Origin of the sequence: Demequina lutea, from assembly GCF_013409005.1 — a bacterium.
Lineage (GTDB): Bacteria > Actinomycetota > Actinomycetes > Actinomycetales > Demequinaceae > Demequina > Demequina lutea.
On the sequence record NZ_JACBZO010000002.1, the window covers coordinates 26,916 to 52,014 of the forward strand.

The 25,099-nt window shown below is 64.8% G+C and carries 21 protein-coding genes and 2 pseudogenes; 10 read left to right on the forward strand and 13 right to left on the reverse strand.

The window, feature by feature from the left end:
- Positions 1-7 precede the first annotated feature (7 nt).
- The 10 genes from BKA03_RS14765 to BKA03_RS14810 form a co-directional block, all read right to left on the reverse strand.
- Entirely contained in the window at positions 8-1,666 is a 1,659-nt protein-coding gene (locus tag BKA03_RS14765; protein WP_062075491.1) for an N-6 DNA methylase, read from the reverse strand.
- Positions 1,667-1,962: 296 nt separating this feature from the next.
- Positions 1,963-2,952, reverse strand: coding sequence for a M23 family metallopeptidase (locus BKA03_RS14770; RefSeq protein ID WP_062075492.1), 990 nt, complete (start codon positions 2,950-2,952; stop codon positions 1,963-1,965).
- The gene (locus BKA03_RS14775) at positions 2,949-3,323 is read right to left on the reverse strand and encodes a hypothetical protein (RefSeq protein WP_062075493.1); all 375 of its coding nucleotides are present in this window, start codon (positions 3,321-3,323) and stop codon (positions 2,949-2,951) included. The genes BKA03_RS14770 and BKA03_RS14775 overlap by 4 nt, the downstream gene beginning before the upstream one ends.
- 25 nt (positions 3,324-3,348) lie before the next feature.
- Complete coding sequence (locus tag BKA03_RS14780) at positions 3,349-4,116, reverse strand: hypothetical protein (protein ID WP_062075494.1); 768 nt, start codon at positions 4,114-4,116, stop codon at positions 3,349-3,351.
- A complete protein-coding gene (locus BKA03_RS14785) occupies positions 4,116-5,759 on the reverse strand; it encodes a type IV secretory system conjugative DNA transfer family protein (RefSeq protein ID WP_179398198.1) in 1,644 nt (547 codons plus the stop codon). The genes BKA03_RS14780 and BKA03_RS14785 overlap by 1 nt, the downstream gene beginning before the upstream one ends.
- 8 nt (positions 5,760-5,767) lie before the next feature.
- The gene (locus BKA03_RS14790; protein WP_083971763.1) at positions 5,768-7,234 is read right to left on the reverse strand and encodes a putative type IV secretion/conjugal transfer ATPase; all 1,467 of its coding nucleotides are present in this window, start codon (positions 7,232-7,234) and stop codon (positions 5,768-5,770) included.
- Between the two features lie 14 nt (positions 7,235-7,248).
- Positions 7,249-8,832, reverse strand: coding sequence for an SCO6880 family protein (locus BKA03_RS14795; protein ID WP_062075496.1), 1,584 nt, complete (start codon positions 8,830-8,832; stop codon positions 7,249-7,251).
- Positions 8,829-10,187 carry a hypothetical protein gene (locus BKA03_RS14800; RefSeq protein ID WP_062075497.1) on the reverse strand — a complete coding sequence of 453 codons (1,359 nt, stop codon included), beginning with the start codon at positions 10,185-10,187 and terminating at the stop codon, positions 8,829-8,831. The genes BKA03_RS14795 and BKA03_RS14800 overlap by 4 nt, the downstream gene beginning before the upstream one ends.
- Entirely contained in the window at positions 10,187-10,489 is a 303-nt protein-coding gene (locus BKA03_RS14805) for a hypothetical protein (RefSeq protein WP_062075498.1), read from the reverse strand. Before BKA03_RS14805 ends, BKA03_RS14800 begins: the two co-directional genes overlap by 1 nt.
- Positions 10,490-10,498: 9 nt before the next feature.
- Positions 10,499-11,497 carry a MinD/ParA family ATP-binding protein gene (locus BKA03_RS14810; RefSeq protein ID WP_062075499.1) on the reverse strand — a complete coding sequence of 333 codons (999 nt, stop codon included), beginning with the start codon at positions 11,495-11,497 and terminating at the stop codon, positions 10,499-10,501.
- A 114-nt stretch (positions 11,498-11,611) separates the two neighbouring features.
- On the opposite strand from BKA03_RS14810, the gene BKA03_RS14815 reads away from it, so the two are divergent.
- Together BKA03_RS14815 and BKA03_RS14820 are read left to right on the forward strand one after the other, a co-directional pair.
- The gene (locus tag BKA03_RS14815; RefSeq protein ID WP_062075500.1) at positions 11,612-11,881 is read left to right on the forward strand and encodes a helix-turn-helix domain-containing protein; all 270 of its coding nucleotides are present in this window, start codon (positions 11,612-11,614) and stop codon (positions 11,879-11,881) included.
- A gap of 2 nt (positions 11,882-11,883) precedes the next feature.
- Positions 11,884-12,753, forward strand: a complete 870-nt coding sequence (locus BKA03_RS14820; protein WP_062075501.1) for a hypothetical protein — start codon at positions 11,884-11,886, stop codon at positions 12,751-12,753.
- A 64-nt stretch (positions 12,754-12,817) separates the two neighbouring features.
- On the opposite strand, the gene BKA03_RS14825 is transcribed toward BKA03_RS14820, so the two are convergent.
- Entirely contained in the window at positions 12,818-14,017 is a 1,200-nt protein-coding gene (locus tag BKA03_RS14825; RefSeq protein ID WP_152649582.1) for a hypothetical protein, read from the reverse strand.
- Between the two features lie 76 nt (positions 14,018-14,093).
- Entirely contained in the window at positions 14,094-17,153 is a 3,060-nt protein-coding gene (locus tag BKA03_RS14830) for a hypothetical protein (RefSeq protein WP_152649583.1), read from the reverse strand.
- A 288-nt stretch (positions 17,154-17,441) separates the two neighbouring features.
- On the opposite strand from BKA03_RS14830, the gene BKA03_RS14835 reads away from it, so the two are divergent.
- The 8 genes and pseudogenes from BKA03_RS14835 to BKA03_RS14870 all read left to right on the forward strand — a co-directional run.
- Positions 17,442-17,825, forward strand: a complete 384-nt coding sequence (locus BKA03_RS14835; RefSeq protein ID WP_179398199.1) for a hypothetical protein — start codon at positions 17,442-17,444, stop codon at positions 17,823-17,825.
- A gap of 71 nt (positions 17,826-17,896) precedes the next feature.
- Positions 17,897-18,523, forward strand: coding sequence for an HNH endonuclease family protein (locus BKA03_RS14840; RefSeq protein ID WP_062075505.1), 627 nt, complete (start codon positions 17,897-17,899; stop codon positions 18,521-18,523).
- Between the two features lie 64 nt (positions 18,524-18,587).
- A complete protein-coding gene (locus tag BKA03_RS14845) occupies positions 18,588-18,824 on the forward strand; it encodes a hypothetical protein (protein WP_152649584.1) in 237 nt (78 codons plus the stop codon).
- 169 nt (positions 18,825-18,993) lie between these two features.
- Positions 18,994-20,913, forward strand: a complete 1,920-nt coding sequence (locus tag BKA03_RS14850; protein ID WP_152649585.1) for a bifunctional DNA primase/polymerase — start codon at positions 18,994-18,996, stop codon at positions 20,911-20,913.
- A gap of 459 nt (positions 20,914-21,372) precedes the next feature.
- Complete coding sequence (locus BKA03_RS14855) at positions 21,373-22,281, forward strand: ParA family protein (protein WP_062075507.1); 909 nt, start codon at positions 21,373-21,375, stop codon at positions 22,279-22,281.
- 119 nt (positions 22,282-22,400) lie between these two features.
- The gene (locus BKA03_RS14860; protein WP_152649586.1) at positions 22,401-22,814 is read left to right on the forward strand and encodes a hypothetical protein; all 414 of its coding nucleotides are present in this window, start codon (positions 22,401-22,403) and stop codon (positions 22,812-22,814) included.
- A 99-nt stretch (positions 22,815-22,913) separates the two neighbouring features.
- Positions 22,914-23,354: a hypothetical protein gene (locus tag BKA03_RS14865; protein WP_062075509.1), complete on the forward strand. Its 441-nt coding sequence runs from the start codon at positions 22,914-22,916 to the stop codon at positions 23,352-23,354.
- Between the two features lie 100 nt (positions 23,355-23,454).
- A pseudogene (locus BKA03_RS14870) lies at positions 23,455-24,563 on the forward strand (IS3 family transposase); the annotation flags it as partial.
- Between the two features lie 226 nt (positions 24,564-24,789).
- Here BKA03_RS14870 and BKA03_RS14875 read toward each other — a convergent pair.
- A pseudogene (locus tag BKA03_RS14875) lies at positions 24,790-25,020 on the reverse strand (IS3-like element ISAar46 family transposase); the annotation flags it as partial.
- Positions 25,021-25,099: the final 79 nt, after the last annotated feature.

A 25,099-nucleotide genomic window follows, 5' to 3' on the forward strand; every position in this document is an offset into this window, starting at 1 on the left:
CGAAGGCTCAGCGACCACTCTTGCCCCTAGTAATTCGACGTTGATACATTGCCGCACGTGCGCTTCTCACGGGGTCAAGGTCGCGCTTCAGGAGGCGTGCGGAACCTTGGAAGAGGGCTCGGTCAACCAGCTTGACAGCAGCCGCAAGGTCGCGACGCTCAAGCGCTTCAGCGACATCGCCGCGGACATTCCTCAAGGCAGCGGAACGCTCTTCAACCAACGCAGGCGAGGGCATGGCCCAAACGTCGGCCTCGCGCGGCTCAAGTTTGAGGACGCCCCCGCCATACGATCTACCGACCACCTCAGCATGGAGTAGCGTGAGGGAGTTGAGGCTCGCCAAGGGAAGCAGTTCTCGACCCAGCTCTCTGTACTCATCGCGCAGGTAGACGCCATGGACGGAGTTCAGGTGCCGCGCACCCGCGGCGTTAGTGGTCAGCCGCGGGGTGTCGGCGTTCATACACGTGAGTAGCAAGTCCGCCGGTTCCAAGAGCGGAACCTCATACCAGGTCTTTCTGACCCTGCACTTGTACGCGGTGTCAACGCCAGCGTGGTGACCCGCGTCTACGTAGTCCTGCGCCGCGCGTGAGAGCTGCCCCTGGGGGCGGAAGAGCAAGGTTGATTTGCCAGCGCGACCAAGCGACTCGAGATCCTTGCTCGTGAGCTCAAGCCCTCGAAGGTGAGCGCTCCCCGGAGGAGACAGGTGCATCAATTCGCATTGCGGCAAGTCGAGCTCACGGGCACGCGCTGGAGAAAGAGCGAAGTACCGGTTGTTGCCCGTCACCATTCCCAGCGTCGTATCTCCCCACGCTTCCAAGTGCGTAAACGCACCCTTCGCACGCAGCGATCGCAGCGGCTCACTCGCCTCCGGGTCGATGAGGAGGGAAGTCCACTTGTCGCCCGGATCCACCGGACTCCACCGGAGGCCACTCGTGCGTTCGCCTAGCTCGCTCGCGTCCCTCACTGGAAACACCGTTGCGTGCCCTGCCGGTCCCATGCGGAACCCGTCGGCAAGCAGGAGGACAACATCCGCCTCGGCTTCCGGAAACACCTGCTCCTCGAACATCACTAGTTCGATGGACTGGAACGACTCGAAGAGAAAACGGCGAACAGCCGACGCGTAGTTGACACTGAACAGCTCTGCCGGCAACACCAGGCCCATGCGTCCGCCAGGCTTCAGGAACAACGCTGAGTGAACCGTGAAGGCCGCCCAACTCGACGCGAGTGCGGTGAGAGCAACCCCCGCACGCAAAGCCGCCTCCCGAGACTTCGTGCGTGACGCGCCCGCGAACTCCTGGTAGCGAATGTATGGAGGGTTGCCAACCACCGCCGAATACGCCGGCGTAGGTGCCACCTGGAAGAAGTCAGAGATCTCGATCGAGGCACGGCCCCCAGCCGCGGTCACCCTCTCAACCGCGACCCTGGCGCTACGTGCGTGGATCTCCACCCCATGGACGACAGGGTCCTCCGCGCCCAGGCTGCGGAGCCTCTGGACTGCTTGAACCAGGAATGCCGCGTCCCCCGCCGACGGTTCGAGGACCCGGTCCTCAGCGTCGCGGATCGCCCAGTCGGTGACGAAACCTGTGATCGCATCCGGTGTGAAGAAGGCGCCGCGAAGCTTTCGCAGGTGCGGCGTGTCCTCGGGATACAAAGACGACGCGACGGGCATGGAGCCAGTATCGCAACCTGGGCCGACAAATCGCGTGACCGCCACCCCCTCGCGACAAGCGAAGCCCTGCCGCCTAGCGCACGTCCGGCAGTCAGATCGCGACCGCAGGTTCGTGCGAACGGAAGAGGCGGCAGAATCGCTACGTGCAATCAAGACCGCCGCGGATCTGGCCGAGGAAGAGAAGCGGCGCGGAGGCCGCTCACTGTAACGCTCGTGCGCCGCACGCGAGCCGCTTTCTTGCTGGCCGCGCAAGGCAACCTTGCGAGGGATCCGCGTCCTCTGGGGTGTAGTGCCGGTTAAGAGCCGACGAGGGGCTCTGGGTCGAGTGGCGCCCCGAGGATGTTACGCGCCTCGAAGTGCAGGTGGCAGCCGGTTGAGTTTCCGGCGCTGCCGACTTCCGCAATAGGTTCGCCCCGGGTGACGGTGGCGCCGAGGTAGAGGTTCAGTGTTCCTGGGTACATGTGGGCGTATCGGGTGCGGGTGCCGTCGTCGTGCATGATCTCGATCAGCGTGCCGTAGCCTGGCTCGTTCTCGCTCCATCTTGTGATGGTTCCGGACTTCGCGGCGATGATGGGTGAGCCGCACGGGGCTGCGATGTCGATGCCCTCGTGGAAGAGCATTTTGTGCTCGATGGGGTGGAACCGGTAGCCGAAAGGTGAGCTGATGGTGTGGGCCACTGGCACGGGGAACGCCCACCCGTTTTGCACGACGTATGTCCCGTCCCAATTCACGGTGCGGGCGCGCTGGCATGTGGGGTCGACCGCTTGCATGTTGAGGAGGAATTGGATGTCGACGACTTCTGTGGCGGCTGCGAGTACGGCGGCCTGGCGCCACTCGTCGGTGAGGTTGGCGCTGGGTGTTCCTAGCGCCCAGGCGGTCAAGGCCGCCGGTGGCGTCGCGTCCCAGGTGCTCAGGCTGGTGATGCGGTCGAGAACCTGACGCGTCTCGGCCCTCACGCCTGCGTTGTCGCTTTGGCCGGTGAAGGGGTTGATCGCGGCGCCGGAGGCGTCGATGTCGGCAAGGTTGGTGACGTGCAGTGCCATTGTGAGCAACACGGAGGTGAGCATGGCGTCGCCGGTGTTGTTGGCATCTGTGATCGTTAAGCCCAGGGATCGTTGCTCGCTGGTGAAGGAGGAGATGTCAGGGACCGTTTGATCCGCGCGCTCGACGGGTGTGGCGCACTGGATGGCGAGACTCGACGGTCCTGCCATTGCGAGCACGGTCATTACTGGCACCGCAAGGGCACTGAACAGTAGGGCCACGATCGTGACCTTGATGGCCTTCATTCGAACCGTCCCACGAGCCACGGCGCGCCATCGCTCAGCCGGGTCATTGTCACGGTAACGGTTCCCCTGGAGGTGGGTACGTCGACCACCGCGAGCACGGGCACGGGCAGGCCGCTCAGCTGTCCTGGCCCCGTGGGCTTACCCAAGTTGAACCACGACGCGTCTACGTCTCCGCACCCGTCGCACCCGCCGAGTTGGCGAAACAGAGTGTCGTCGACCAGTGGACGCAACTGGGCGCGCCATTGGTCGAACGGCACAGAGGTGTCGGTCATGGCCGCGACGAACGCCACGGCGACCGATAGTGCGTCTTGTCGGGCTTGTTGGGAGTCTGTGGCTGGTCCCACGTCGGGAAGGGCCGGCTCTTCGCCCATCGGTAAAGCCGTGGGCGCCAGCGCTTCACCGGGTGTCGGGCTCGGTGTTGATGGCGACGGCGCTGTAGTTGGCGCGGTCGTCAAGGTCGATGTGGGGCTCGTCAGTGTGGGTGGCGTCGCGCTCGGTGAGTTCGAGTTGCAGGCGGTCAGCGTCATTATCGCGACCGTCAACGTCACCATGGTGAAGCTCTTCATCATCACGTTCTGCCCTCAATTCCTCAACGCGTTTCCCCAGTTCGGGGTCTCGTCCAGTCTTGGGCTTATCCAGCCCCTTGTGCTCGGTCGCGTTACATTGCTTCTGCGACTGCAAAGACATGATGCGGTGGAGGATCGGCCACAACACATGCTCGTGAAACGCGGCTTGCTTGGTGCTCGGTGGCTCATTGGGGTTGTAGGCATCAAGAAATGCGGCGTAAAGCGCAGTCAATTGCCACAAGAGGTCTGGGTGTTGCCACCAGCACCGTTTGATTTTGAAGTCTGAGCCGGGCAAGAGGTAGACCTCCTGCAGGAAGTCAACGAAGTCCGCGACCCGCTCGAGAAGGTCAGCCGCGGCCTCGTCCGGCAGGGTGCCCCAGTGCAGCGGCCCGGAAGGTGTGTGTGCCTCGATGAGTTTGAGCATCTTGTCGACCGCGCCCTCAAGGGCGTTATGGCTGCCCCACAGCTTCGACAGGCTCGTGTTGATCTTGCCTAGCGTCTGGGCGATGACCTCAAGCTCGCCGTCACCCGCAAGCTCACCGTCACCTGCGGGCTCGGTGCCCTCTTCGGGGTTGCTATCGAGCGTTCCTTGGCTCATCAGGTGATCCCCTCGAGGCGTGCGGCGGCCGCGATCGACGCCTCGACGGTCTTGCGTTCCTTGCCCTCGAACCATGCTGGCAGCGACACGATCGCGGCACGCTGGTTGCGGTACAGCAGCAACGCCTTACCTTCGGGCAGTTCGCGAATCTCTTCGGGCCTGAGGATCCTCGCCCACTCCTGCGACACGGACTTTGATCCGCCGCTGTGTCCGTTGCCGTATGACGTGCTTGAACGCTGCACGCGGTGCTGCCCCACCAGGACCGACAGCCTTTCCAAGAACGCTTCGTCCGATCCGCCACCGAGAATCAGTTTCACGGCGGCGCCGTCAAAGATCGTGTCCGCGCCCGCATCGCCCCAACGGCCCTTGAGTTGTGACATTGACTGCGCGATCACCCACACCATCAAGCCGCGCCCGCCACCGTCCGTCATCAGCGACGGTAGTGATGGCAGGGCGGCAATGTTGGGCGCCTCATCCAGCACGAACGTCATCGGGGTAGCCAGGCTCCCGCTGATCGTGTGCTGTGACTGGATCCGGGCTTGACGTTCAATCGTGGCCACCAGCGCCGTCGTCAACGGTGCAGCCGAGCCCTCACCTGACTGGCTCATCAAATACAGCGTGTCCCTTGAGCGCACAAAATCGTTGACGTTGATCTGATGGGCGGAGGGCATCATCGACGCCACAGCCTCCGGTGTCGCCAAAGGCTCCAGCATCACCTTGAGTGCTTGCTGGGTTGACGACGTTGTTTCGTGGGCCGGCCCACGGGTCACGACGAAGAGTTCGGCTCCCCAGTTCTTCGCGGCCTCGGGGCTGTCTCCCAAAATGTCGTACGGCTCGTTATCGCGCCAATCGCTAGACCAGCGCAGCACGTCCTCGATCGACTTTCCGGCCAGTGCGGCCGCGTGCAGATTGCGGCTGAACACGATGGCTGCCGTGGCCTCGAAGAAGTCGGCGTTCTTGGTGCCCGTGATCGGGTGCGCGGCCACGAGCGCCCGGGCCCGCTCGGTAGCCTCAACCTGATCCTCACAGCCGGCCACAATGTCCCAACTGACCTTCTCGGGCCACAGGCTCGTGCGTTCTGGATCGAAAACGAGAACGCGACCAAACTTGGCCCGCTCCGCATGTGTGGCGCGCAGCACGTCCGCTTTCGTTGACGTCGTCACACACGCGCCGGGCGCCTGCCTCACGAGGGCCACCACCCGCCGTGTGGTCTTTCCCGCTCGAGGGGGCGCGATCAGTAGAGCCGAGTCCTCAACCCTGGCGGTCACCGGGCGGCGCCCGTCGTACCCGACAACCAAACCCAACGGCGAGTGCTTGCTTCGTGCCGCACGCGCGATCGACTGGCCACTGTTCATGCCCTTGCGCCTCACCGGGGCGGAGCCGCCTCGAGCGTTTGTCAGTAGCAGTGTTGTTACGGCCACCACGACGATCACCACGGTGATCAGCACTGTGGCACTCAGGGGCGCCGGCGCCGACACGTCGGCCGGTTGCAAAGGGTGGAACTGCACCAGGCCCCACACCGTGGCCGACAATGCCAGGATCCCGTGTCCTGGCGCGGTGACCACCAGCGCTACGTGCCATGCGATAAGTGCGGCGGCCGCCACCCCTGCGACGAGCGCACCTGTGAACCAACTGTCGCGCATGTCCGGGTTCACTTGCCCCCCATTCCCCGATCCGTGTTCGTTAGCTCTACCTCGATGGCACTACGAATGTGCTCCACGCGGATCTCTGGCCGGTTGCCGATCTTGAGTAGGTGCTGTCCTTGTGGCAGTGAGCCCACCGTGTCCCTCGTGTCAGCATCGAGCCCGAACAGTTCCACCACCGCATCAATGTCCTCACGGCGTGCCTGACGGAAGATGTGCACGGTGTCGGCGGACTTGATGATCGCCCTGGCAACAGAGTCCGCGGGAATGTCCGCAGGCTGGTGCAAAGCGATGATCATGGCGATGCCCAGGTCTCGGGCTAGTTTGGTGTTGCTCTGAAATACTCGCGCATACGGGCCTCCCACCAGGTGCCAGCCCTCTTCCGTGATGAAGTTCGTTGGCTTGCCGTAGTCGCGCCTGACGACGCCCAGCAGCCAAGAGTTTGCAAGTGCGGCGACGGCTTGGATCGCCGGGCCATCATCGGGCAGGTTCGACATGTCGAACGTCGTGAGGCGTTCGTTCAGTTGGACGTTCTTCGACGTCTCACCGTCGAACACTCCGGGGAAGTCCGCGAGGAAGCGCTCAAGCATGAATCCGACCGAGATACCTGCCTGGTCGTAGCGTTCACTGGCACTACTCGACAGGCGCCGCTCAGCATGATCCGCCGCTGCGAACAAGAACGGCAACACATCCTGCAGGACGGGCGTCCGGATTTGTGCCGCGCTCATGGTCTTGGCGAATGCGGTTCTGAGCACGGCGTCTTCCCACTCATCAAGCGCGCGCCCTCCTGACATCTCGGCCAACGCGCGAAGGACCTGCACACCGGCGGTGGGATCCGCACCGCTGTCGTCCGCACCCGTGATGCGGGGGTCCAACGGATTCAGCACCGCACCGCCACCGCGCACCGAGAACTTGATCGGCTCCGCACCGAACGAGCGCGTCACCTCCGCGTACTCCCCCTCACGGCCCGCGTCGTTGGCCTTCTTGTCGAGAACCACGACACGGCGATCCCTGAGGATCAGCGGACGCAGCACGTAGACGGTTTTCAGCAGAGACGACTTCCCTGTTCCTACGTGGCCGACGATCACGGTCGCCGGTGAACTGATGACTTTGCGTGTGTACGCCGTGTGCGGGTCGTGTGCCACGAGACTGCGCGACAGTACGTCCCGTCCGATCGCAACGCCCTGGTTGTCGGTCGGCGGTGCGATCGCCGCGGCGTGAAGGATTTCCGCCTGCCGCGTTGTTGACAGCGCCCCGTGGGCAAGCGGTGAATACCACTGGGCGCGTGCCAGTGTCGCGAAGCTGCGAAGCCGAGACCCGGGCAGTGTGTTCGGGGCGTCGACGACCTGGCCTTTTGCTCGCTTGTACTTCCCAGCGCCCGCCTCCTGTGGCTGCGGTTCGGGCGCCGTGTCGGGCTTTGCCGCGAAGGTGGCCCTCAAGCTCTGTACGTCAACACCGGGGTGTTGTGATGCCATGTCGCTTCCCTTCCCTATGCGCGATCGAGCGCGGCTGAGGCTTGGTCGAACAGGGCGGCTCGACGCGGTCGCACGCCTCGCGCGATCGGCCACGTCGTACCCATTGCGGCTGAGTGCATCGTGTCCATCCACAGCAACCGATTGATTCCAAGGCCCGTTTGCACGTGCTCCTCCATGATTCGCTTGTCACGGCCCAGGCCCTCGGCAGACTCAGACGTGATGGTGACGAAGCCGACCCACTCGACACCCTGGTGTCGGGATCCTGGGCGAAGGTCATTCATGCGCCGTAGCGCCGTGTCCCGCTGGTGCTGGGCCTCGAGGGAATCGAGTCGACCCCTCTTGTTGGCCTCGATGACCTCCACATGTGCCCGCGCCGCGTCCGACTCGGCGCGCCCGCGCGCCGACATCGCCGGGATGAGTCGCAAGTGGAAACTCATGGTGCGCACGATGGGTGCCCGCATTCCGGTGAGTACTGGCAGCGTCCACAGGGTGGTGCGAGGTGCGTTCCCTGTCAGTGACGACCGGATCATGGCTGTTGCGTGCCAATACTCGCGATCGGCACCCTTGGTGACGCACGCACCTCGAACGTCATGTGAAGACAACGCCATCACGTCAGGTTCAACATCGGACACCTTATCCAGCGGCCGGCTGGGGTCCTGTTGGTGCAACATCATGGCTGCCGTCTGGCGTGCGGTGAGCACGGACACCGCGCCCATACCCGAGAAGGCCAGCGCCCGTAGTGCAGCATCGACCTCCTGGCGCATCATGTCGAGCCACCCCTCGTGATACGCCCCAAAGTGTGCCGCCTGTTGGGTGAATGCCTGGCTTATCGGCCACCTCAGTACAACGAAGTGACGCTGCACCAACGCGCCCCGCTCACACACGTCAAGCACCTGCGCATACGACTGGCGCAACACGGCCATCGTGCCAGCGGCCACGTCGTTGTCCTCGGTGGGGTGAAGGTTCTGCCTCAGCCACTGCATGTGATACGCCATGTCGGGCGGCAATACCCGCGTGATGGTCTGCACCTCGCGCACGAGAGAAGTGCCGCCGCCGTAGCCTGCCAGGAAGTTTCCCCAGGCTTCGCTCGAGGCTTCAATTTCCGCCTGGGATTCCAGCCCCTGCAGAATCCCCTCGACGCTGAACGCGACCGACAGGTACTCCTCCTCGCCAAGAGGCCGGTGCCATGCGATTCCTGGCTGGCCCGCACCGCTTTGCAACCACACCATCGCATCAGCGCCGTCAGGGCGGGCGCGTAGCGCCACTCGCTCCTTGCGACCCTGCGCCGCCTCCCACTTGGCGTCTGAGTACGGCTCAAAGCGATCCGTTCCCCGCACTCGACGCCACACCCAACGCAGGCGCGTGATTGCCTTGCTGGCAAGCGTGCCCGACGCGGTCGGGATCGTCAGAAGGAACCCCAGTCCCCCACCCACGATCATGATGCCCAGTGCAGGCACCACCGCACCGAAGAGGATGAATACGAAACCGACACCGACGGTGCCGAAGATCATCGTCACCTGGTCTTTCGACATTCCACCGAACATGGAAACGTCGCCCTCGTCACCGCCGATCAGTGACGTGCGCACCTCGTCGCTCATTCCCCGACCTCCCCGGCGTCGCCGCCCGCAATGTTGGACAACGTCATCGCAGTTTGTGAGGCTTGCTGCGCCGCCGATGACACCCTCTGTTGCGCCTGCTCGATCGCATTGCCCGCCTTGCTAGCACCAGCCCCAATAGCGGCGCCGGCCGCCATTCCTGCCGGTCCACCTACTGCGCCAGCACCGGCACCAGCGGCGGCACCTCCACCCGCGGCGGCACCTCCACCCGCGGCGGCACCTCCACCTGCGGCGGCGCCTGCAGCGGTACCTCCACCTGCGGCGGCGCCCGACGCGCTCGCCCCACCGCTTCCCGCGCCGGCGGCCGACGCGGTGCTTCCCGCGTCTGCGCTTCCGCTGGTGGACCCGCCTGAGGCGGGAGATGAACCGCCGCTGCTCATCGACTGTCCGACGCTGTTGGCGGCACCCTGGCTTGTTTGCTGCCCGATCGGCGCCGAAGTGGCGGGATCCGCAGTGCCAGCGTCGCCTCCGGCGTCTGCGCCGAGGTTCTTCATCGCCCAGGAGGCCATTGCGAGAGGGGCCATGGCGGCCAGCCCAAGCCCGACGAACATCTCGATCATGAGCGCGATGTCTTTGCCCATATCGGTCTGACCGGTGGCCATCAGTTCGACTGCCCCATTCTGAGTGTCCACACCGGCCGTGATCTTCATGACCACGACCAAAGCGAAGACCATTAGAGGGAGCGCCATCATGAGGACGAGCATCATCGCGGTGGCTTTCTTGGCGATCGAGTTGTGTTTGGAGCTGACAAGGAACGCCAACAGGATCGGGAACAGTGCCCCGCCGATGTACTGCAGCAACGCGATCACGATTGACACGACAAGCATTCCGATCAGTGCCACGATGACACAGAGCAGAAGGATGATCCCGATGATTTGCTCGGCGGCTGCGCCCGATCCGTCGAGGGCGCTAATGCGCTGGCTCCACCCCGTGGCGACGTCCTCGGCGGAGCTGCTCACGCCCCATTCGAGTAGGCCCCGGGTAAGGGCGCTGAACAGGTTTTCGAGCCAGGCGCCGATGCTGGGGCCGAAAGGCGCGATCACGAGGAACGTGATCGAGCCGACGGCCATGCGGTTGAACGCGGTGCGGCCGTTGATTTTTCGAGTGGCAAGCGCAACGCCTGTCATGATCCACATGAGCGCGAACGCGATCATCGCCAGCCACAGTGCCACGTCGTACGTTTGAAGCCAAGAGGTGTTGAGGAAGTTCACCTGCGTGAGGCTCAGGAGCCAGGTGAAGAGCAGGGTGACAAGAGTGGCGACCGCGTCGACAATCGCGGAAAACAGCTTCCCGATGGGGTCGGTTGCCCACCCGAGGTCCGGGAGGCCGGTAATCACTACGCGCTCGTGACGTTCAGCAGACCACCGACGATGACGTTCGCGGCCGCCACGAGGATCAGAGCGGCGCTTGCACCCAGGAGCCACAGTTTGGCTCCTCCTGCCTGACCGGGGTTGTTGCGCTGCTTCACGCCGAACGCTGCGGCCGCGACGATCCACGCCACGACCACCACGACGAGGGCGATACCCCACACGGAGTCCGTCAAGGTGGCGATCAGGTGGTTGAAGTCACCGCCGAGAGCGCCCGTGTCGGGGTTACGGCCGTCAAGAGGGTTGTTGCTCGAGGTGATGAGGTTGAACATGGTTTTCTCCTAGTTGGTGGTGATAGCGAGGTGAAGTTTCTCGCCTACGAGGTGCGCGACTTCGCTCCATGCAAGGCGTGACTCGTCTGACAGCAAGTTCCAGCTGATCGTGCGGCCTTCGGCCAGGTGGTCGTCGTAGGGCACTCTCACGACGGTGATGCCTTGCTTCCTGAGGACCTCGACGACTTTGGCAGACACCTCGGGATCTTCTACACGCCCGTCGGGGCTCACCACGACGATGGTTCGGTCCCACAGGTCGGGCCGGTAAGGGATGAGGCCGCTTTTGTCCTTGTTGTCAATGAAGTCCAGCGTCTCGATGACCGCTGATACGGAGTCAAAACTCATGGCGGTGGGGATCACGAGGACGTCCGCGCCTTGGAGTGCGGCGCCGAACGCGGCCGACATTTCGTTGTTGGCCGAGTCGGCGATCGTTACCAAGAACTGCATGTCGAGGATCTCGCGCATGGTGTCAACGTCAGCGCCGGACCACGGGCGTCGACGCGCCACTGAGCCGTACACCATCGCGCCGCTACCTTGCTTGAGGCCGTACGACTCCACTGCTGCGCGCGAGTTGAGCTGATCCGCATTGCGAAGCATCTCCGCTAGGCCCTTGGTGGCCGTGCCCTCGGCTCGCGACAAGAGCGTGCCCACGGTATCGGCAGCCTCAAACACTGCCACTCCCCCGCCGAGGATGCTCGCCAACGCTCCCGCCGTGCACAGCGTGGTCGGCGTCTTGCCGGAACTGCCCTTCTTGTTGGTGACTAACACGTTCATTGCTCGCGGCCACGGGCTGTCGCGTAGCCGCGCATCGCGCACATCGCGCTTCCACTTCTCGAGGTCCGCCTCGTACATCTCCCAAGCCTTCTTGTTGAGCAGTTTGCGAGCAGGCTTCCTGGGTGGCGGTGTGGTGGCGGCAAACTCCGCTTGCAGTGCCTTGCGGTCAATGCGCGACCCGGTTGGCTCTTGGTAGGTCTCCACCCGATCGGCCCCGTCGAACATGTCTGACATCGCTCTCTCACTCTCTTGACCATCTGGTCACTGTGAAGCACAGCACTTCACACCACATCACATTAGATCACGCTAGCACACGCGTATTCACACCAGGGTGGTATCTTGGATGGCATGACACCGAGCGCCAGCGGCATCCCCGAACTGTTCTACGGCGTGCCGGGGCGCCCCGGCCCTGCTGGGCATGTCGTCACCATTGGTGAACTGGCGAGCATCGTCCAGGTTCACCCCAATACCGTTCGCAACTGGATCGACAAGGGCGACCTGCCCGCGTTCAAGACCGGCACCACCTGGAAGATCGTCACGGACAAGGCCATCGCCTTTCTCGAGGCGCAATCGAACAGGTCGGCTAGCGCCCCGGACGATCACGCCGCTGACGAGTAGCGATGGCTGGCACGCAACGGACTTCGCAGGCCCGCGCCGAGCTCGCTGGGCTCGCTCGCGGGGTCTTCGACGTTGACGACAATGACACCTCGCGCAGCGCCCAGGCTCGCCGCGAGCTTGCTGCCATTGCACCCGAACTCGCTCGACTCGACGCGCTGCCCCGGGGGTCCGCCCGCCTCAGCCGTCGACGGCGGGTAGCGGGCACAATCATCACGCTCGTCGCCGGCGGCGTCGTGACTCTCGTAGTCGTGCAGGCAGTCCAGGCGATCGAATCCCCTAGTGGTTCCCGCAACGAATCAGCTCCCACCCTTGCCCCCCAGCCCCCGTCAATCTCCGCGGTGGTGCCACCCATGTTTGATTCCTGGAACCTTCCCGTGAGAAGTGCCGACCCGGGCATCACGCAGAGCGTGGCTGCGGCCGTTGCCGCCTACCAGGCAGAGCAGCAACGCTTGGCTGATGAGGCCGCGGCAGCGGAAGCGGCGGCCGCGGCCGCCGCGGCGCAAGTTCAGAGCGCGGCCACCTCGAGTGGTTCCAAGCCGAGCGGAGGTACGTCGTCCGGCGGCACCTCGACAGGTGGTGGCCCCGTCGCTCCCCCACCCGCACCCGCCGCTTACGTGTCGAGCATCAGCTTCCACGCGACCACCGGAACGGGCGTTATCTCCATTACCGCCAACATTCAGACCAGCGGCTCAATGTCTGTCACGGTCACCTGCACAGCAAACGGTGCGAGCACCACGCTCTCAGGGCCCGGCACTGTGAACGGTGCCGCGTCCTACTCCGGCTCGTTCACAGGGCTTGCCGCCGGCAACTACACCGTCGGCTGCGCGGCGGGCGGAGTCGCCTCAAGCTCCACCACGCTCGAGGTCTACTAGGTCAAACAGCAAGGGGCAACACCCGAAGGTGCTGCCCCTTGCCGCGAACCGACGACTGCGTGCGCTAAGACGCCGCGCAGGTCGCGATAGTCATTCGCACCTGCGTCTCGTTCTCCTGCGAGAACGTAAACCGCCCGTACGTGTACTGGCTCGCTTTCGACACCAGTGCGGCGGTTGAGTCCGATATCCGCGCGCCCACGACGGTGCATCCACCGCCACCGGAATTCTGGTAGGGAGCGACTGCCGCAGATGCATACGCCACCGTCGTGCAGCCTCGGTTCCCTGCGTAGTTGCCGTCGATGTACTTATCTTCCTTGGTGCCGTCACAGGTCGACCACGTGACGACGCCCGCACCACCTGTGGTTCCACCGCCCGTAGCGCCTCCGCCGGTCGACCCGCCACCCGTGGAGCCTCCTGACGAGGACCCGCTTGACGCGTGCGAGGTGGAGCCTCCCGGGCCAGCCGCCGCTGCTGCGGCTTGGGCGTCGAGCCATGCCTGGTGGGACGCGGTCGCGGCTGTTGCCGCGCCCGTGATCTTCGCCCGCTCGGCTGCCAGGGCGTCTGATGCGGCGGTGAAGCCGTCCACGTCGGTGGCGTCGGTGGAGCCGGTGACGAGGGCCTTCGCTTCGGTGATCGCCGCGTTGAGCGCGTCAAGGGTGGCCTGGTCTGCGACCTGGCCCACCATGGACGCGGCCGACGTGTTGGCGGTGTCGATGCTCTTCGCCAGTTCTGCCAACTTCGCGGTGTAGTTCTCGCGTGCCGCATCGACCAACGCCGGAGCGGTGGCGTCGACGAGCTTGCTCGTGGCCGCGCGAAGCTGAGTTGCCAGGTCAGCCACGTGGGCGGCGTCGGCCGCAGCGTCGGTAGCGGCCTGATCGTTCGCTGCACGTTCATCCGTGACTGACTGAGAGCACGCGCCCTCACCGGCGTTGCGGAGCGCGTCGCGGCTGTTGTTGACCGCCGCGAGCTCAGTGTCGACTCGGTCGGTGACGTCGACCGCACGCAGTGCCGCCGCGGCCGCAGACCGCAACGTCGCGAGCGAGCTGGCAACGTCCGCCTGGCATGACGCGATCGCGTCGGTCGCACCCGTCTGCGACCCTTCGAGCGCTGACTGTGCCCGCTGATCCGCATACGCCGTACCGCCCACAAGGACGCCTGCGATGACCAGCGCCGCACCGGCTCCCCATGCTGCGACGCGGATCCAGAACCTGCGGCCTCGCGTGTTCGTGCCGCCAGTCGCGTCGACCGCCCCCACCTCTGCCATGTCCATCACGGTACCCCTCTCGTTTCCCCCGGGGGCGGTGGTTTTCACCCACCGCCCCCGCCTTGACTGCGTAGTGCTAGGCGATGCTGCGTCGCCTACGGATATACACCGACCTGCCGACAAGCACCCCGCCACCGAGCAGGAGGATCCCTGCTAAGGCGAGGTTTGAGGCGAAGTGATCGGCGCCGGTCAGTGCCAGGCCATCGCCGCCTCCGCCACCACCGCTGTCGGCCCGGATGATGTGCAGCGCCTCCGTGGTGGCCCCGCAGTCGCCTTGACTGAGGACCGCGCCGCCGGTGTCGTAGATCGTCTCTACGAAGCCCACGGCGGCCGCATCTGGTGTCGTGAGCGCGAATCGCTCCGACAGGTACGAACCGGCGCCCATCAGTACGTCGACGGGATCAAGTGTTGCGAGCAAGGTATCCGCGTCACACACCGGCGTTGCGGCGTCGTCGAAGCGGTACAGAGCAAACTTGACCGTCGACCCAACTGGCACGAATCCGGTCACCGTGGCCGTGTCCCACACGTCGCCTGCCACACCCGTGAACAGGTCCGCGGCCTCATGCGCGGTAGTTGTCACCGCGAGCGGCTGATTCGCGAACGTCACCTGTTCGGCAGTATCCGTGACCGATGCGGCGAACGCGCGTACTCGGGCGTCGCCGGTGAATGTTGAGGTCCACACGTAGGTGCCGGCCATGTACTGGCCCCACGTGTCTTTCTGTGCGATCGCGCATGGGGCGTCGATCGCGTGGGTTCCGTTGGTGGCTGGCACCGTCAGGTCACACATGAGGCTCGCTGAGCCGGTGTTGGCGTCCGTCACCGCGAGGCCTTCGGGGAAGAAATACAAGCGTTGCCTCACGGTCGTCGTGTCCGCTGCGAACGGTGACGTCCCAGTCCCCGTTGCGTGGTCAGCGGGGAACCCGGTGAACGTGACGGAGTCGAGGATCGCGGTATCGGATCCGCGTCCCTCGGAGCTGGCCGTCGACGTCGCCGCAGCAGTCGTGGCCGCAAACGACACATGCTCGCTCGTGTCGGTCACAGACGTGGTGAGGGCGTGGACCCGGGCGTCACCGGTGAAGGTTGACGTCCACACGTAGGTACCCGCCTCGTATTGGCCCGCCGAGTCCGTGCGAGCCCTGGCGCACGGACTATCGATCGGGTGGGTTCCGTTGGTGGCTGGCACCGTGAGGTCACACATGAGGCTCGCTGAGCCGGTGTTGGCGTCCGACACGGTGAGGCCCTGGGGGAAGAAGTACAAGCGTTGCTGCACGGTCGTCGTGTCCGCCGCAAACGGTGAGGTGCCCGTGACCTTTGCGTGGTCAGCGGGGAACCCGGTGAACGTGACGGAGTCAAGGATCGCGGTATCAAGTCCGCGCCCGACGGAACTCGCCGTCGACGACGCCGCAGCAGTCGCGGGTGCGAGGTGAACCTGTTCGTTCGTGTCGGTCACGGGTGTGGCGAACGCGCGTACTCGGGCGTCGCCGGTGAATGTTGAGGTCCACACGTAGGTGCCGGCCATGTACTGGCCCCACGTGTCTTTCTGTGCGATCGCGCACGGGTCGTCGATCGCGTGTGTCCCGTTGGTGGCTGGCACCGTCAGGTCGCACATGAGGCTCGCTGAGCCGGTGTTGGCGTCCGTCACTGCGAGGCCTTCGGGGAAGAAGTACAAGCGCTGCCTCACAGTGGTCGTGTCCGCTGCGAACGGTGACCTACCCGTGAACGTGGTGTGATCGGCGGGGAAGCCGGTGAACGTGACGGAGTCGAGGATCGCGGTATCGGATCCGCGTCCCTCGGAGCTGGCCGCCGACGTCGCCGCAGCCGCCGCGGGTGCGTAGACGATCTCATCGGCCACCCCATACTGATCGGACCAGTTCGCCACGAACCACCCCTGGGTCGCGACCGGCTGGTTCGCATTCGAGAAACTGACGACGAACACGTACGCGTGACCTGCTTGCGCGGTCACCGTAAAGCTCGAGGTGATCGGTGTCCCCGGAGCAGTCGCGATCACTTGCGTGGTCTCGAGCAGTGTCCAGTCACCCGGCGCTGCCGCCACGGGCGCCCCTGGAATGACCTCCCCCGCGTCATAAACAGCCCAGTCATACGTGACTGGGACGAAGCCGCCCGAATTGTCGTGCGGCCAGATCGTCGGTGCCACTGCGGAGGGCGTGAATACATCCGCAAGGGTGTCACCAGGAGCCACGGAGGTAGCTGGCACCTGGGTGGCACCTCCGGGCTGGAACATCACCGAAACGTCCACCGTCGGGTCGGTCGAAGTGAGTGGGCTGAATCCGGACCCGGCGACCATGTCCTGAGAGCCACCGCCGGTGCCGACATACACCGTGGTGCCAACGTTCGCGTTGGCGTAGGTGATCGTGAAGTCGACCTGAGCAGTTCCGGTCGCGGTCCATGAGTGCGCGTTGTTGATCAGGCTTGAGGCGGTAGTGCCCGTTACGGATGTCGTGCCAGTCGAGTCGAATACTGCCGGGCCGCTGATGGTGATGGTGTAGTTGAGGCTGGCGATGTAGTTACCCCACGCGTCTGTGACTCCAATTGCGTCGAGGTCGCCGGTCGTGGGCACCCCGCCGTGCGAGTCGGCCAAGATTCGCGCCGCGGTGTTGTGCATCTGTGCGGTGGAGAGTGTGCGGAACGCGTTCGCGTAGTTTTTTGCTGCTGCTGTGAAGTCTGGGTGGTTCCAAATTCGGGACTCGAAGTCGTAGCTGGTGCCCGTGTTGTTTTGGCCCAGTCCGGGGTACGTGTCCGCGTAAAGAAGGTATTGGATGGCGCCGCGCGCGTCGGGGTTGTTCCACGAGTGGGTTGACAGCCACATCAGGTAGCGGGCCCTTGCGTTGCTATCGGTGGTCCACGAGTAGGCGTAGCCGCCAGGTATTGCGACGCCTGCCTCAATGCACCACAGGTCAGTGTTTACCGCTCCTGGCGTGTTGCTCGAGATCACGCTCGGGTTGTACGCGCCGAGCCACTTCGACCGATACGTCGCGTTCTGCCCGTAGCTGTAGAACTCGGTCAGCACGAGGCCGTTGCCGGTTCCGACCGGCAGGCCCGCCCCGTTCGTCCATCCGGTCGTTGACGAGTACGCCCATGCCCCGGTCGCAGACGACATCACTGTCACGATTCCCACGAGCGCGACTGTCCCGGAGCGGTGCCACTTACTCAGGCCCCGTCGGCGTGGATCGTGCTTTCGAACCTTTCTGGTTCGCAGTCGAGCCGACGTAGTCTTCGCTCCCGCGACGGCTCTTTCCAATACTTCCCTCAGACAGGCCACGAGTGCCCCCCTCTTTCTGTCTCGATATCCAGTTGTTGCGTACGTCACTCTAAGAGAGGGGTCAGACGCGCTACCATGACGTTAGACTTGTATGATTGGACTATACAGACGCCGGGGAGGGGTCGCGATGGCTACATTTGGGGCGTGGCCAGACACGTCAACGGATTGCGCAAACGGGCGACATGGGTCCGGCGTATGGATGCGCTGACGGCCCCGACGCACCGTGACGCGCTGCGTGTGGCCGCGCTGGCAGGAGACGACGGCGTGACCGCGGGCAGCCTGTCGTCTGAACTCAAGGCGACGCGGGCGCACATGCTTAATGTGCTCAACGAGTTGGAGACTCAGGGCTTCGTCAAGGGCACGCCTGCCAAGGGGCGACGACGCCCTGGTGTCGGCACCGTCTACCGGATCCAACTTGCCAAGGTTTATGCGGCGCTCGACGAGTTGCGTGCGTGGCTCACGGGCGAAGGGGAGCCTGTCAGTCCTGCACGCGAGACTCGTCAGACTCAGAAGGGGGACTTGTCATGATGCTCATGATCAAGGTGATGCTTTTGCCGGTGCGTATGCTCCTGTGGTTCATCCGCTGAGGACGCGCTAACGTGGCTGTCCTTGGGGGTCGACGTACCCCCCCAGGCTTCGGCGCCCGCATCCCCCGCGGCGCTGCCGGAGGTCGGCCCCCGAGGCTTCTTGCGTGGATCCCCGTAGCGCTGCTCCTTGCGATCGGGTGCGCACCGCCAGCTGCGCCAATCACGCTTGCGGTAGACCTGCCCAGCCCGCGCGCGGCTCTGGCTCTCCTTGACGCTCTCCCCCGCCACCGCTCCGGCTACTACCAGGCCCCGTACCCATACGAGCGCTCCTACTTCGGCGCCGCTTGGTGGGACACCGACGGCAACGGTCGCGGCACCCGTGACGATGTCCTTGCCGCGCAGCTGCTCGACGTCACCCTGAACGTTGACGGCAATGTGGCGTCCGGTCGCTACGTCGACCCCTACGTCGGCCTTGAGGTGGACTACGTGCGCGGCCGAAATGAGAAAGACCCCGTCGTGGTCGACCACGTCGTAAGCCTCTGGGAAGCCTGGGCGACCGGGGCCTGGGCTTGGACCCCCGAGCAACGCCTCGACTTCGCCAACGACCCCCTCAATCTCGTGGCCACCAAGGCCAAGTACGGTCTCGAAGTCCACGACAACGACCGCACCTACCTCCGCGCCACCCTTTCCCAATGTTGAGGGACGCGACACGCCGACGGGCCAGATGCCGCCATTATCTGCTAACGCGTCCTACGGTGAAGTCATGAGTATGGATCCGCTTGGTAGGGGGAGACCGCACAAAGGTGCCCGCGCGCAGAGAACTGTGCGTGTGGCTCGTGAACTCAACGAACGCATCGAGGATGACGCGGCCGCACAGGGCCTCACGATGAGTGACTTCCTGGCCAATATCGTTCACGAGCACTACGGCTTGCCGCCGGTGGCCCAACCTCAGCCCATGCTCTACCAGCCAGAGGAACTCGCGCTGAAACAGGCGAGTTGACGGCTATCGCAATGTAGCCGGGAAGACGAAAAGCCCATCCCCTCAAGTTTGGCGACGCGAGGGACGGGCTTTTCCGTGAAGAAAGTAACTGGTCCCAATGGTACGTCCCCCTTCGGGGCAGGGTCAAGCACACCCTGATTCCGGCGTGTTATCAGGTGTTTCACCCGGTTTGACCGGGTGGCCCTTGGTCCAAGCCATCTCTCTGCGTGCTCACGTACGGCTGGCACACACCCTTTCTGACGGTTCTGTCTCGGCCGACAACAAGTACCCCGAGCGCGCCAACATCGCCGGCCCTGACCCCGGTGTCCCCTGGGTTGTGCACCTGGCCGACGAGTCCGGTCTGTACCGCCTGCTGGCCTTCGACTTCGACGCTCACCACGACACGTCTGAGGCCGCACGCCACGACGCCTACGCCTTGGTCGCGCTCCTCGAGCGCCTGGGCGACCTGCCCTACGTCGTCTGCGAGTCCGGTCCCAGCGGCGGCCTCCACGTATGGCTCGCACCCCGTCACGGACTTCCAGCGGCGACCGTGGCCACGCTCGCCCGGATCGCCAGCCGCCTCTACCCCACCCTCGACATCGCACCCCTCACCAACCCCACCACCGGCGGAGTACGTCCCCCCGGATCCCCTCACCGCCACGGGGGTCGCTCCACAGTCCTATTCGGAGATCTCACAGCTCTCACCCAGCCCACCGCGACCGCTGGTGCTATTGAGCGCCTAATGGCCGAACTCGACGCGATCGCGCCAACCCCCGCGCCAGCCGAAACGCGCGAAGGCCTGGCGCTCGTCGACCGCACCGGCCGCCTCTACCTTCCAGGACCGCGCACCGTCCTCGGTACTGCCGCCACGGCGGCCCTGCGCAACCCCGTGCGCCCAGACCAAGACGCATCCGCCGTCCTGTTCTCCTGCCTCCTCGGCGCCGCTCGCGCCCGCTGGCGCTACAACGACCTACACGAACTCCTCGACACCGCCCCGGGCCTCGAATACGCGCGCACTGAACGCCACAGCCACCACCGCGTCCCGCGTAGCCCCGCTCAGCAGCACAGGCTCCTTGCCCGCCACTGGGACCGCGCCGTCCGTCACGCAGCCGCCACACGCCTCACAGCGCCCCGCTCAGGCCACACCGACCTCGCCCCCAAAGCCGCTCTCGTCAACGCCGTGGTGGCGGCCGCGCTGTCGAGCATGGCCGCCTGCCCGGGCCGTTGGACTCACGCCGACGCCGTTCCCAAAGGTGTCGGCAACCAGCGCGCGATCGACCGCCTCGTCCTCATCGAGCTCTACCAGCGCGCGATCGACGGCATCACCACGACCGTGCGCGCCTCAGTACGCACCCTCGCCATGTCACTGCCCGTCGGCCGCGAGTCCGTGCGCGAGTCGCTCATGCGCCTGGCTACAGACGGCTGGATTGGCCTCTCCGAAGCAACTGATGGACCCGCTGCGGCGACCTGGTCAATCGATCCTCGAGGCGTTTTCCACAGGGAAGCAGGTTCATCGCGGTCAGCATTGGGGCTCGTCCCCAATGCAAGCCCCCTCCTCGAAGTCTGGCGCCAACGCTCGGAACTGAGCAGCACACTCAACCTCATCACAGACCTGGCGTCTCACGACGTGTTCACCCCGCGCGCTCTGGGACTGCAAGCCGGCTACCTCTACGCTCAACTGCACCAAGCCGGCAGGACCACCCTGGCATCACTCTGTCAAGTGTGCGGCCTCACCCCCGCCGCCGCGCAAACCACCCTCCAGGTCCTCCATGGCGCCGGCTTGGCCCTACGGTCTGGGCTCCAATGGGCGGCGGCCCCGCCGGAGGCCCGTGACCGCGCGGCGCAGCTCCACGGTACGACAGGGACCCTCGCCGCCCGTAGACGCGCCTACCAACTGGAGCAAGCGACCTGGGCGTACTGGCTGGAAGAACTCGCGCTCACGTCGAAGGCCGCGCCCCTGGCGGTCCAAAGGCAACGTGTCGTGCGCCTGGCCAACGGCAACACTGTGGGGCTGGCGCCATACCCTCGACGTCCCAACCGTCAAGGCGACTGGCGCAAGGCGTCGGAACGCATCGCCATGCTCATCGCCGACGACACTGTGGCGGCATAGAACCGTGACGGTCGGTATGCAATCGCGGAGGATGGCGCGACACTCACACGCACCAAGGGCGGGATCCGGTATCCGGGCATCCGTCGAAGAGCCGTTTTCAGTGAAGACAGCCGATCCGGCGTATGGCCCTGAGACGCGACGAGTGCCCTCCCCGCTTCCGACACCCAGACTTGGCCGTGCAAGGCTCCCAGGCGCCCCCACAGGGCTGTTGACGCGATATGAGGCCGCCCGGTGGTGCCCCCTTGGGTATAAAATGATACCCACTGTCTGCCACCATCATGCACCCCGTGTGCAGGCGGTGTGCACACTGTGCGCATAGTGACGGCACGGCGGGCGCAAGCACAGCGCGGCCCCCGTGCGCACTGTATGCGTGGCAGGTGCAGGCGGTGTGCACCGCGTGTGTGCTACGGTTGCAGTACGTGGGCACGAGGCCCGCATACCGTGTGAGGAGGGTGCGACATGGCTATTGCACACAGCCTGTGCTTTGCCCAAGCGAAGGGCGGCGTCGGAAAGACCTCGATCGCTACTAACGTTGCGGGCCTGAGCGCCGCAGCTGACCTCCGGGTACTCCTGGTTGACCTCGACCCCCAAGGTGACTGCGCCCGTGACCTGGGCTACCCGCGTGATGACGGAGCTGAGACCAGCGCGGCGTTGCTCGCTGGCACCGAACCGGCCGTGTTGCGCAACGTCCGCTCGAACCTCGACGTCATTCCGGGTGGGGCATTGCTGGGCGACCCCTTCCTTGACGCGCTGCTTGACAACCGCGCACTGGCTGACGCGTTGCCGACGCGGCTTGAGGCCATGATCCGCAGCGCCGGCGACTACGACCTTGTTGTGATCGACACGCCCCCTGGTCACACATCCTTGAACAGGGCAGTGTTGGCCGTCGTCACGACGGTCCTCGCTCCCGTGCGGCTCGACGCCTCCTCAATCGAGGCCACCAATGACCTTGGTGAACGCTTCGCGAAAGCTCGAGCACTCAACCCATATCTGACGCTTGCAGGCGCCGTCCTGTTCGCCGTCCCCGTCACCGCGCATCGCCTCGAGGCCGACGCCCGCAGGCAGCTGCTTGAGCTCCTCGGAAGCGACGCCCTGGTATTCCGCAGTGTCGTGCGCTACGGCGTGGCGGCCTCCAAAGAGGCTCGCGACCTGGGAAAACTCGCGTTCGAGGTCGACGAAATATCCGAGGGTGCCCGCGTGGCGCGCTTCGCCGCATTACGGGCCAACCGTGACGGTTCGCAGATTGTCGAGACCACTCGATTCATTTCGAACGCAGGCGCACTCGCGGACGACTATCACAACCTCACCGCCGAGGTCCTGGGCTTCATGCGAGAACAGCACGCCGAGTTCGAACGGGCAAGCGCATGAGCGCCCGCGAGCCAAGGTCCCCCCAGTCGCTTGCCGAAGCGTTCGGGCGCGGCGAGAGTACTCTTACGTTGCCGGCGGTAACCCCGCGTCCCGCGACGTCCCTGCCAGCCATCACGCCTGTGCCTGACAAGACGTCGACCCCTCGAGCACCGAGGCGAGTTGCCGCCGCTCCATCAGCGCCGGCTCCTGAGGGCCGCGAGCGGTACGTCTACGCCGCGCTCGACTCAGCAACCGTCGACGCGTTGCGTGAGCAGGTGCAGGCAACCAATAAGTCTCAGATCACGTTGCTGGGGGAGGCGATCGATTCACTGACGCCAGGGCTCCTCGAGCCATACCTGCCAGAACGCACCACCACTTCGATGCCCGGGGCGCGTGCGAGCGCCGTGGCAATCAAGGGATCCAACTTCAATATTCGCGCCTCGGCACAACAGCACGAGTGGATCCAGACGAGGCACGAGGAACTTGGCCCGGACCTGTCGATGCGGCAGTTCCTCGGCATCGCCCTGACGCACTACCTCGAGCACAAGAGCTGAACGCACGGGAGGGTCGGCCCAACCTGGGCCGACCCTCCACTCGAAAGCACTCTCGGACTACCCGACAGCACCCGACAAACCAGTAGAAGGACACGCGTCATGACGGACTTCGCAGACACGGAGCAGATGCCTCTCGAGGCGGCCGCGTTGTTCACCGCCATGACAGAGGGAATGGGCCTCACCCACTCCAACCTTGTCAAGATGTTCGAGGTTGCGAGTAAGGACCCGCTACGCGTTGTGCGGCGCTGGTGCCAGGGGGAGCGGGCGATCCCCAAGCCCGTGTACCAGGCAATCGAAGTCATGTACGACCGCCTGGACGACGCGGTCGACGCCATCCAGAAACGCGTCGAGGAGGCACAAGTACGCGGCGAGGCCGTGACTCTCACCGCCTACCGCAACGGGTACGACCTCGCGGCTGCTGAGCCCGACTTCAAAGGCCTGCCAGCGTCGTTCCACCGCGCCGTCTTGCTCCGCGTGTGGGAAGCCACCGGAGCACCAGTCGCCTACGCCAAACAAGACGACACTGCACACGTTTCATAGACCCGCTTCGCACGCGACCAACCCTTCGCGTGGGTCTGCTGCACGGGTAGGTGACATCTGATCTGGCTTGCCCGGGAGGGCGGCTTGAAAGGATGTTGTTGTGCCTAAGCCTTATCCCCGTGAGTTCCGGGATGACGTGGTGCGCGTCGCGCGTGGCCGTGAATCTGGTGTGACAATCGAGCACATCGCGACTGATTTTGGGGTTCACCCGATGACGTTGCAGAAGTGGTTGCAGCGCGCCGCGGTCGACGATGGAATCAAACCCGGCCAGTCCCGTACTGAGTCGGCGGAGCTGCGAGAATCGCGGAAGCGGGTCCGGCTGCTCGAGCAGGAGAACGAGGTGTTGCGGCGGGCGGCGGCGTATCTGTCGCAGGCGAACCTGCCGGGAAAAGGTTCTACCCGCTCGTGAAGGAGCTCGCCGTGGACAGGATCCCTGTCGCGGTGGCGTGCCGGGTCCTGAAGCTTTCTTGCCAGCCCTACTACCGGTGGCTGGCGAACCCCATCACGCCTAGCGAGGTTGAGGGGGCGTATCGCGCGAACGCGTTGTTCGACGCTCACAAGGACGACCCGGAGTTCGGGCACCGGCTCCTTGCCGACGAGGCCCGCGAGGCCGGGGAGGCGATGGCTGACCGGACAGCGTGGCGGATCTGCCGTGACAACGCCTGGTGGAGCGCGTTCGGGAAGAAGCGAGGCCGCAACGCAAAGACCCCGGGGCCTGCGGTCCACGACGACCTCTGCACTGTCACTGACGAGAAAGGTCGCGTCCGACACGTGTTCAGCGCAAAGGCTGCGAACCAGCTTTGGCTCACCGATATCTCCGAACACAAGACCGCGGAAGGCAAGCTTTACCTTTGCGCGGTCAAAGACGTGTTCTCGAACCGGATCGTCGGATACTCGATCGACTCAAGGATGAAATCCCGGCTTGCCGTGAGCGCGATCGAGAACGCCGTCGCGATGCGCGGCGAGGTTGGCGGCTGCGTGGTTCACAGCAACAGAGGATCGCAATTTCGAAGCAGGAAGTTCCTGCGCGCTCTTGCCCGTCATCGCCTGGTCGGATCGATGGGCCGAGTCGTCTCATGCGGTGACAACGCCGCGATGGAATCGTTCTTCTCGCTGCTGCAGAAGAACGTCCTCAACCGTCGCTCCTGGGCCACCCGCGAGGAGCTGCGCATCGCGATCGTGACCTGGATCGAGCGGACCTACCATCGCCGCCAACGCCAACGCCAACGCCAACGCCAACGCCAACGCCAACGCCAACGCCAACGCCAACGCCAACGCCAACGCCAACGCCAACGCCAACGCCAACGCCAACGCCAACGCCAACGCCAACGCCGCCTCGGACGTTTGACCCCGATCGAGTTCGAGGCCATCATGAACACGCCAGCCGAACGTGCTGCGTGACTAGAAACTGTCACCTACCCGTGCAGCAGACCCACCTGCCGATCTTCTCGCCCGGGTTTCGGCCCGCGAGAACACCGGCATCACGGAGTTTGCGCCACTCGGTCATCTGGGACGAGTAGATGCCCTCCTGGCGGAGATACTCGCCACCCTCGTTACGCAGGACCGTGTCTTCGTAGCCCGCGAGGAGGTCGAGTTTCTGGGCCGGGGTGAATGTTCGCCGGGGCCTCGGGCCTCCGGCGCGGGGGCCCGAACTGGCGTTGGTCATAGATCTATCGTCGCGCAGAGCCAACAGGGATGAGCGAGACATGATCGAGGTATTCCTGGTTCTCGCCCTACATCAGACA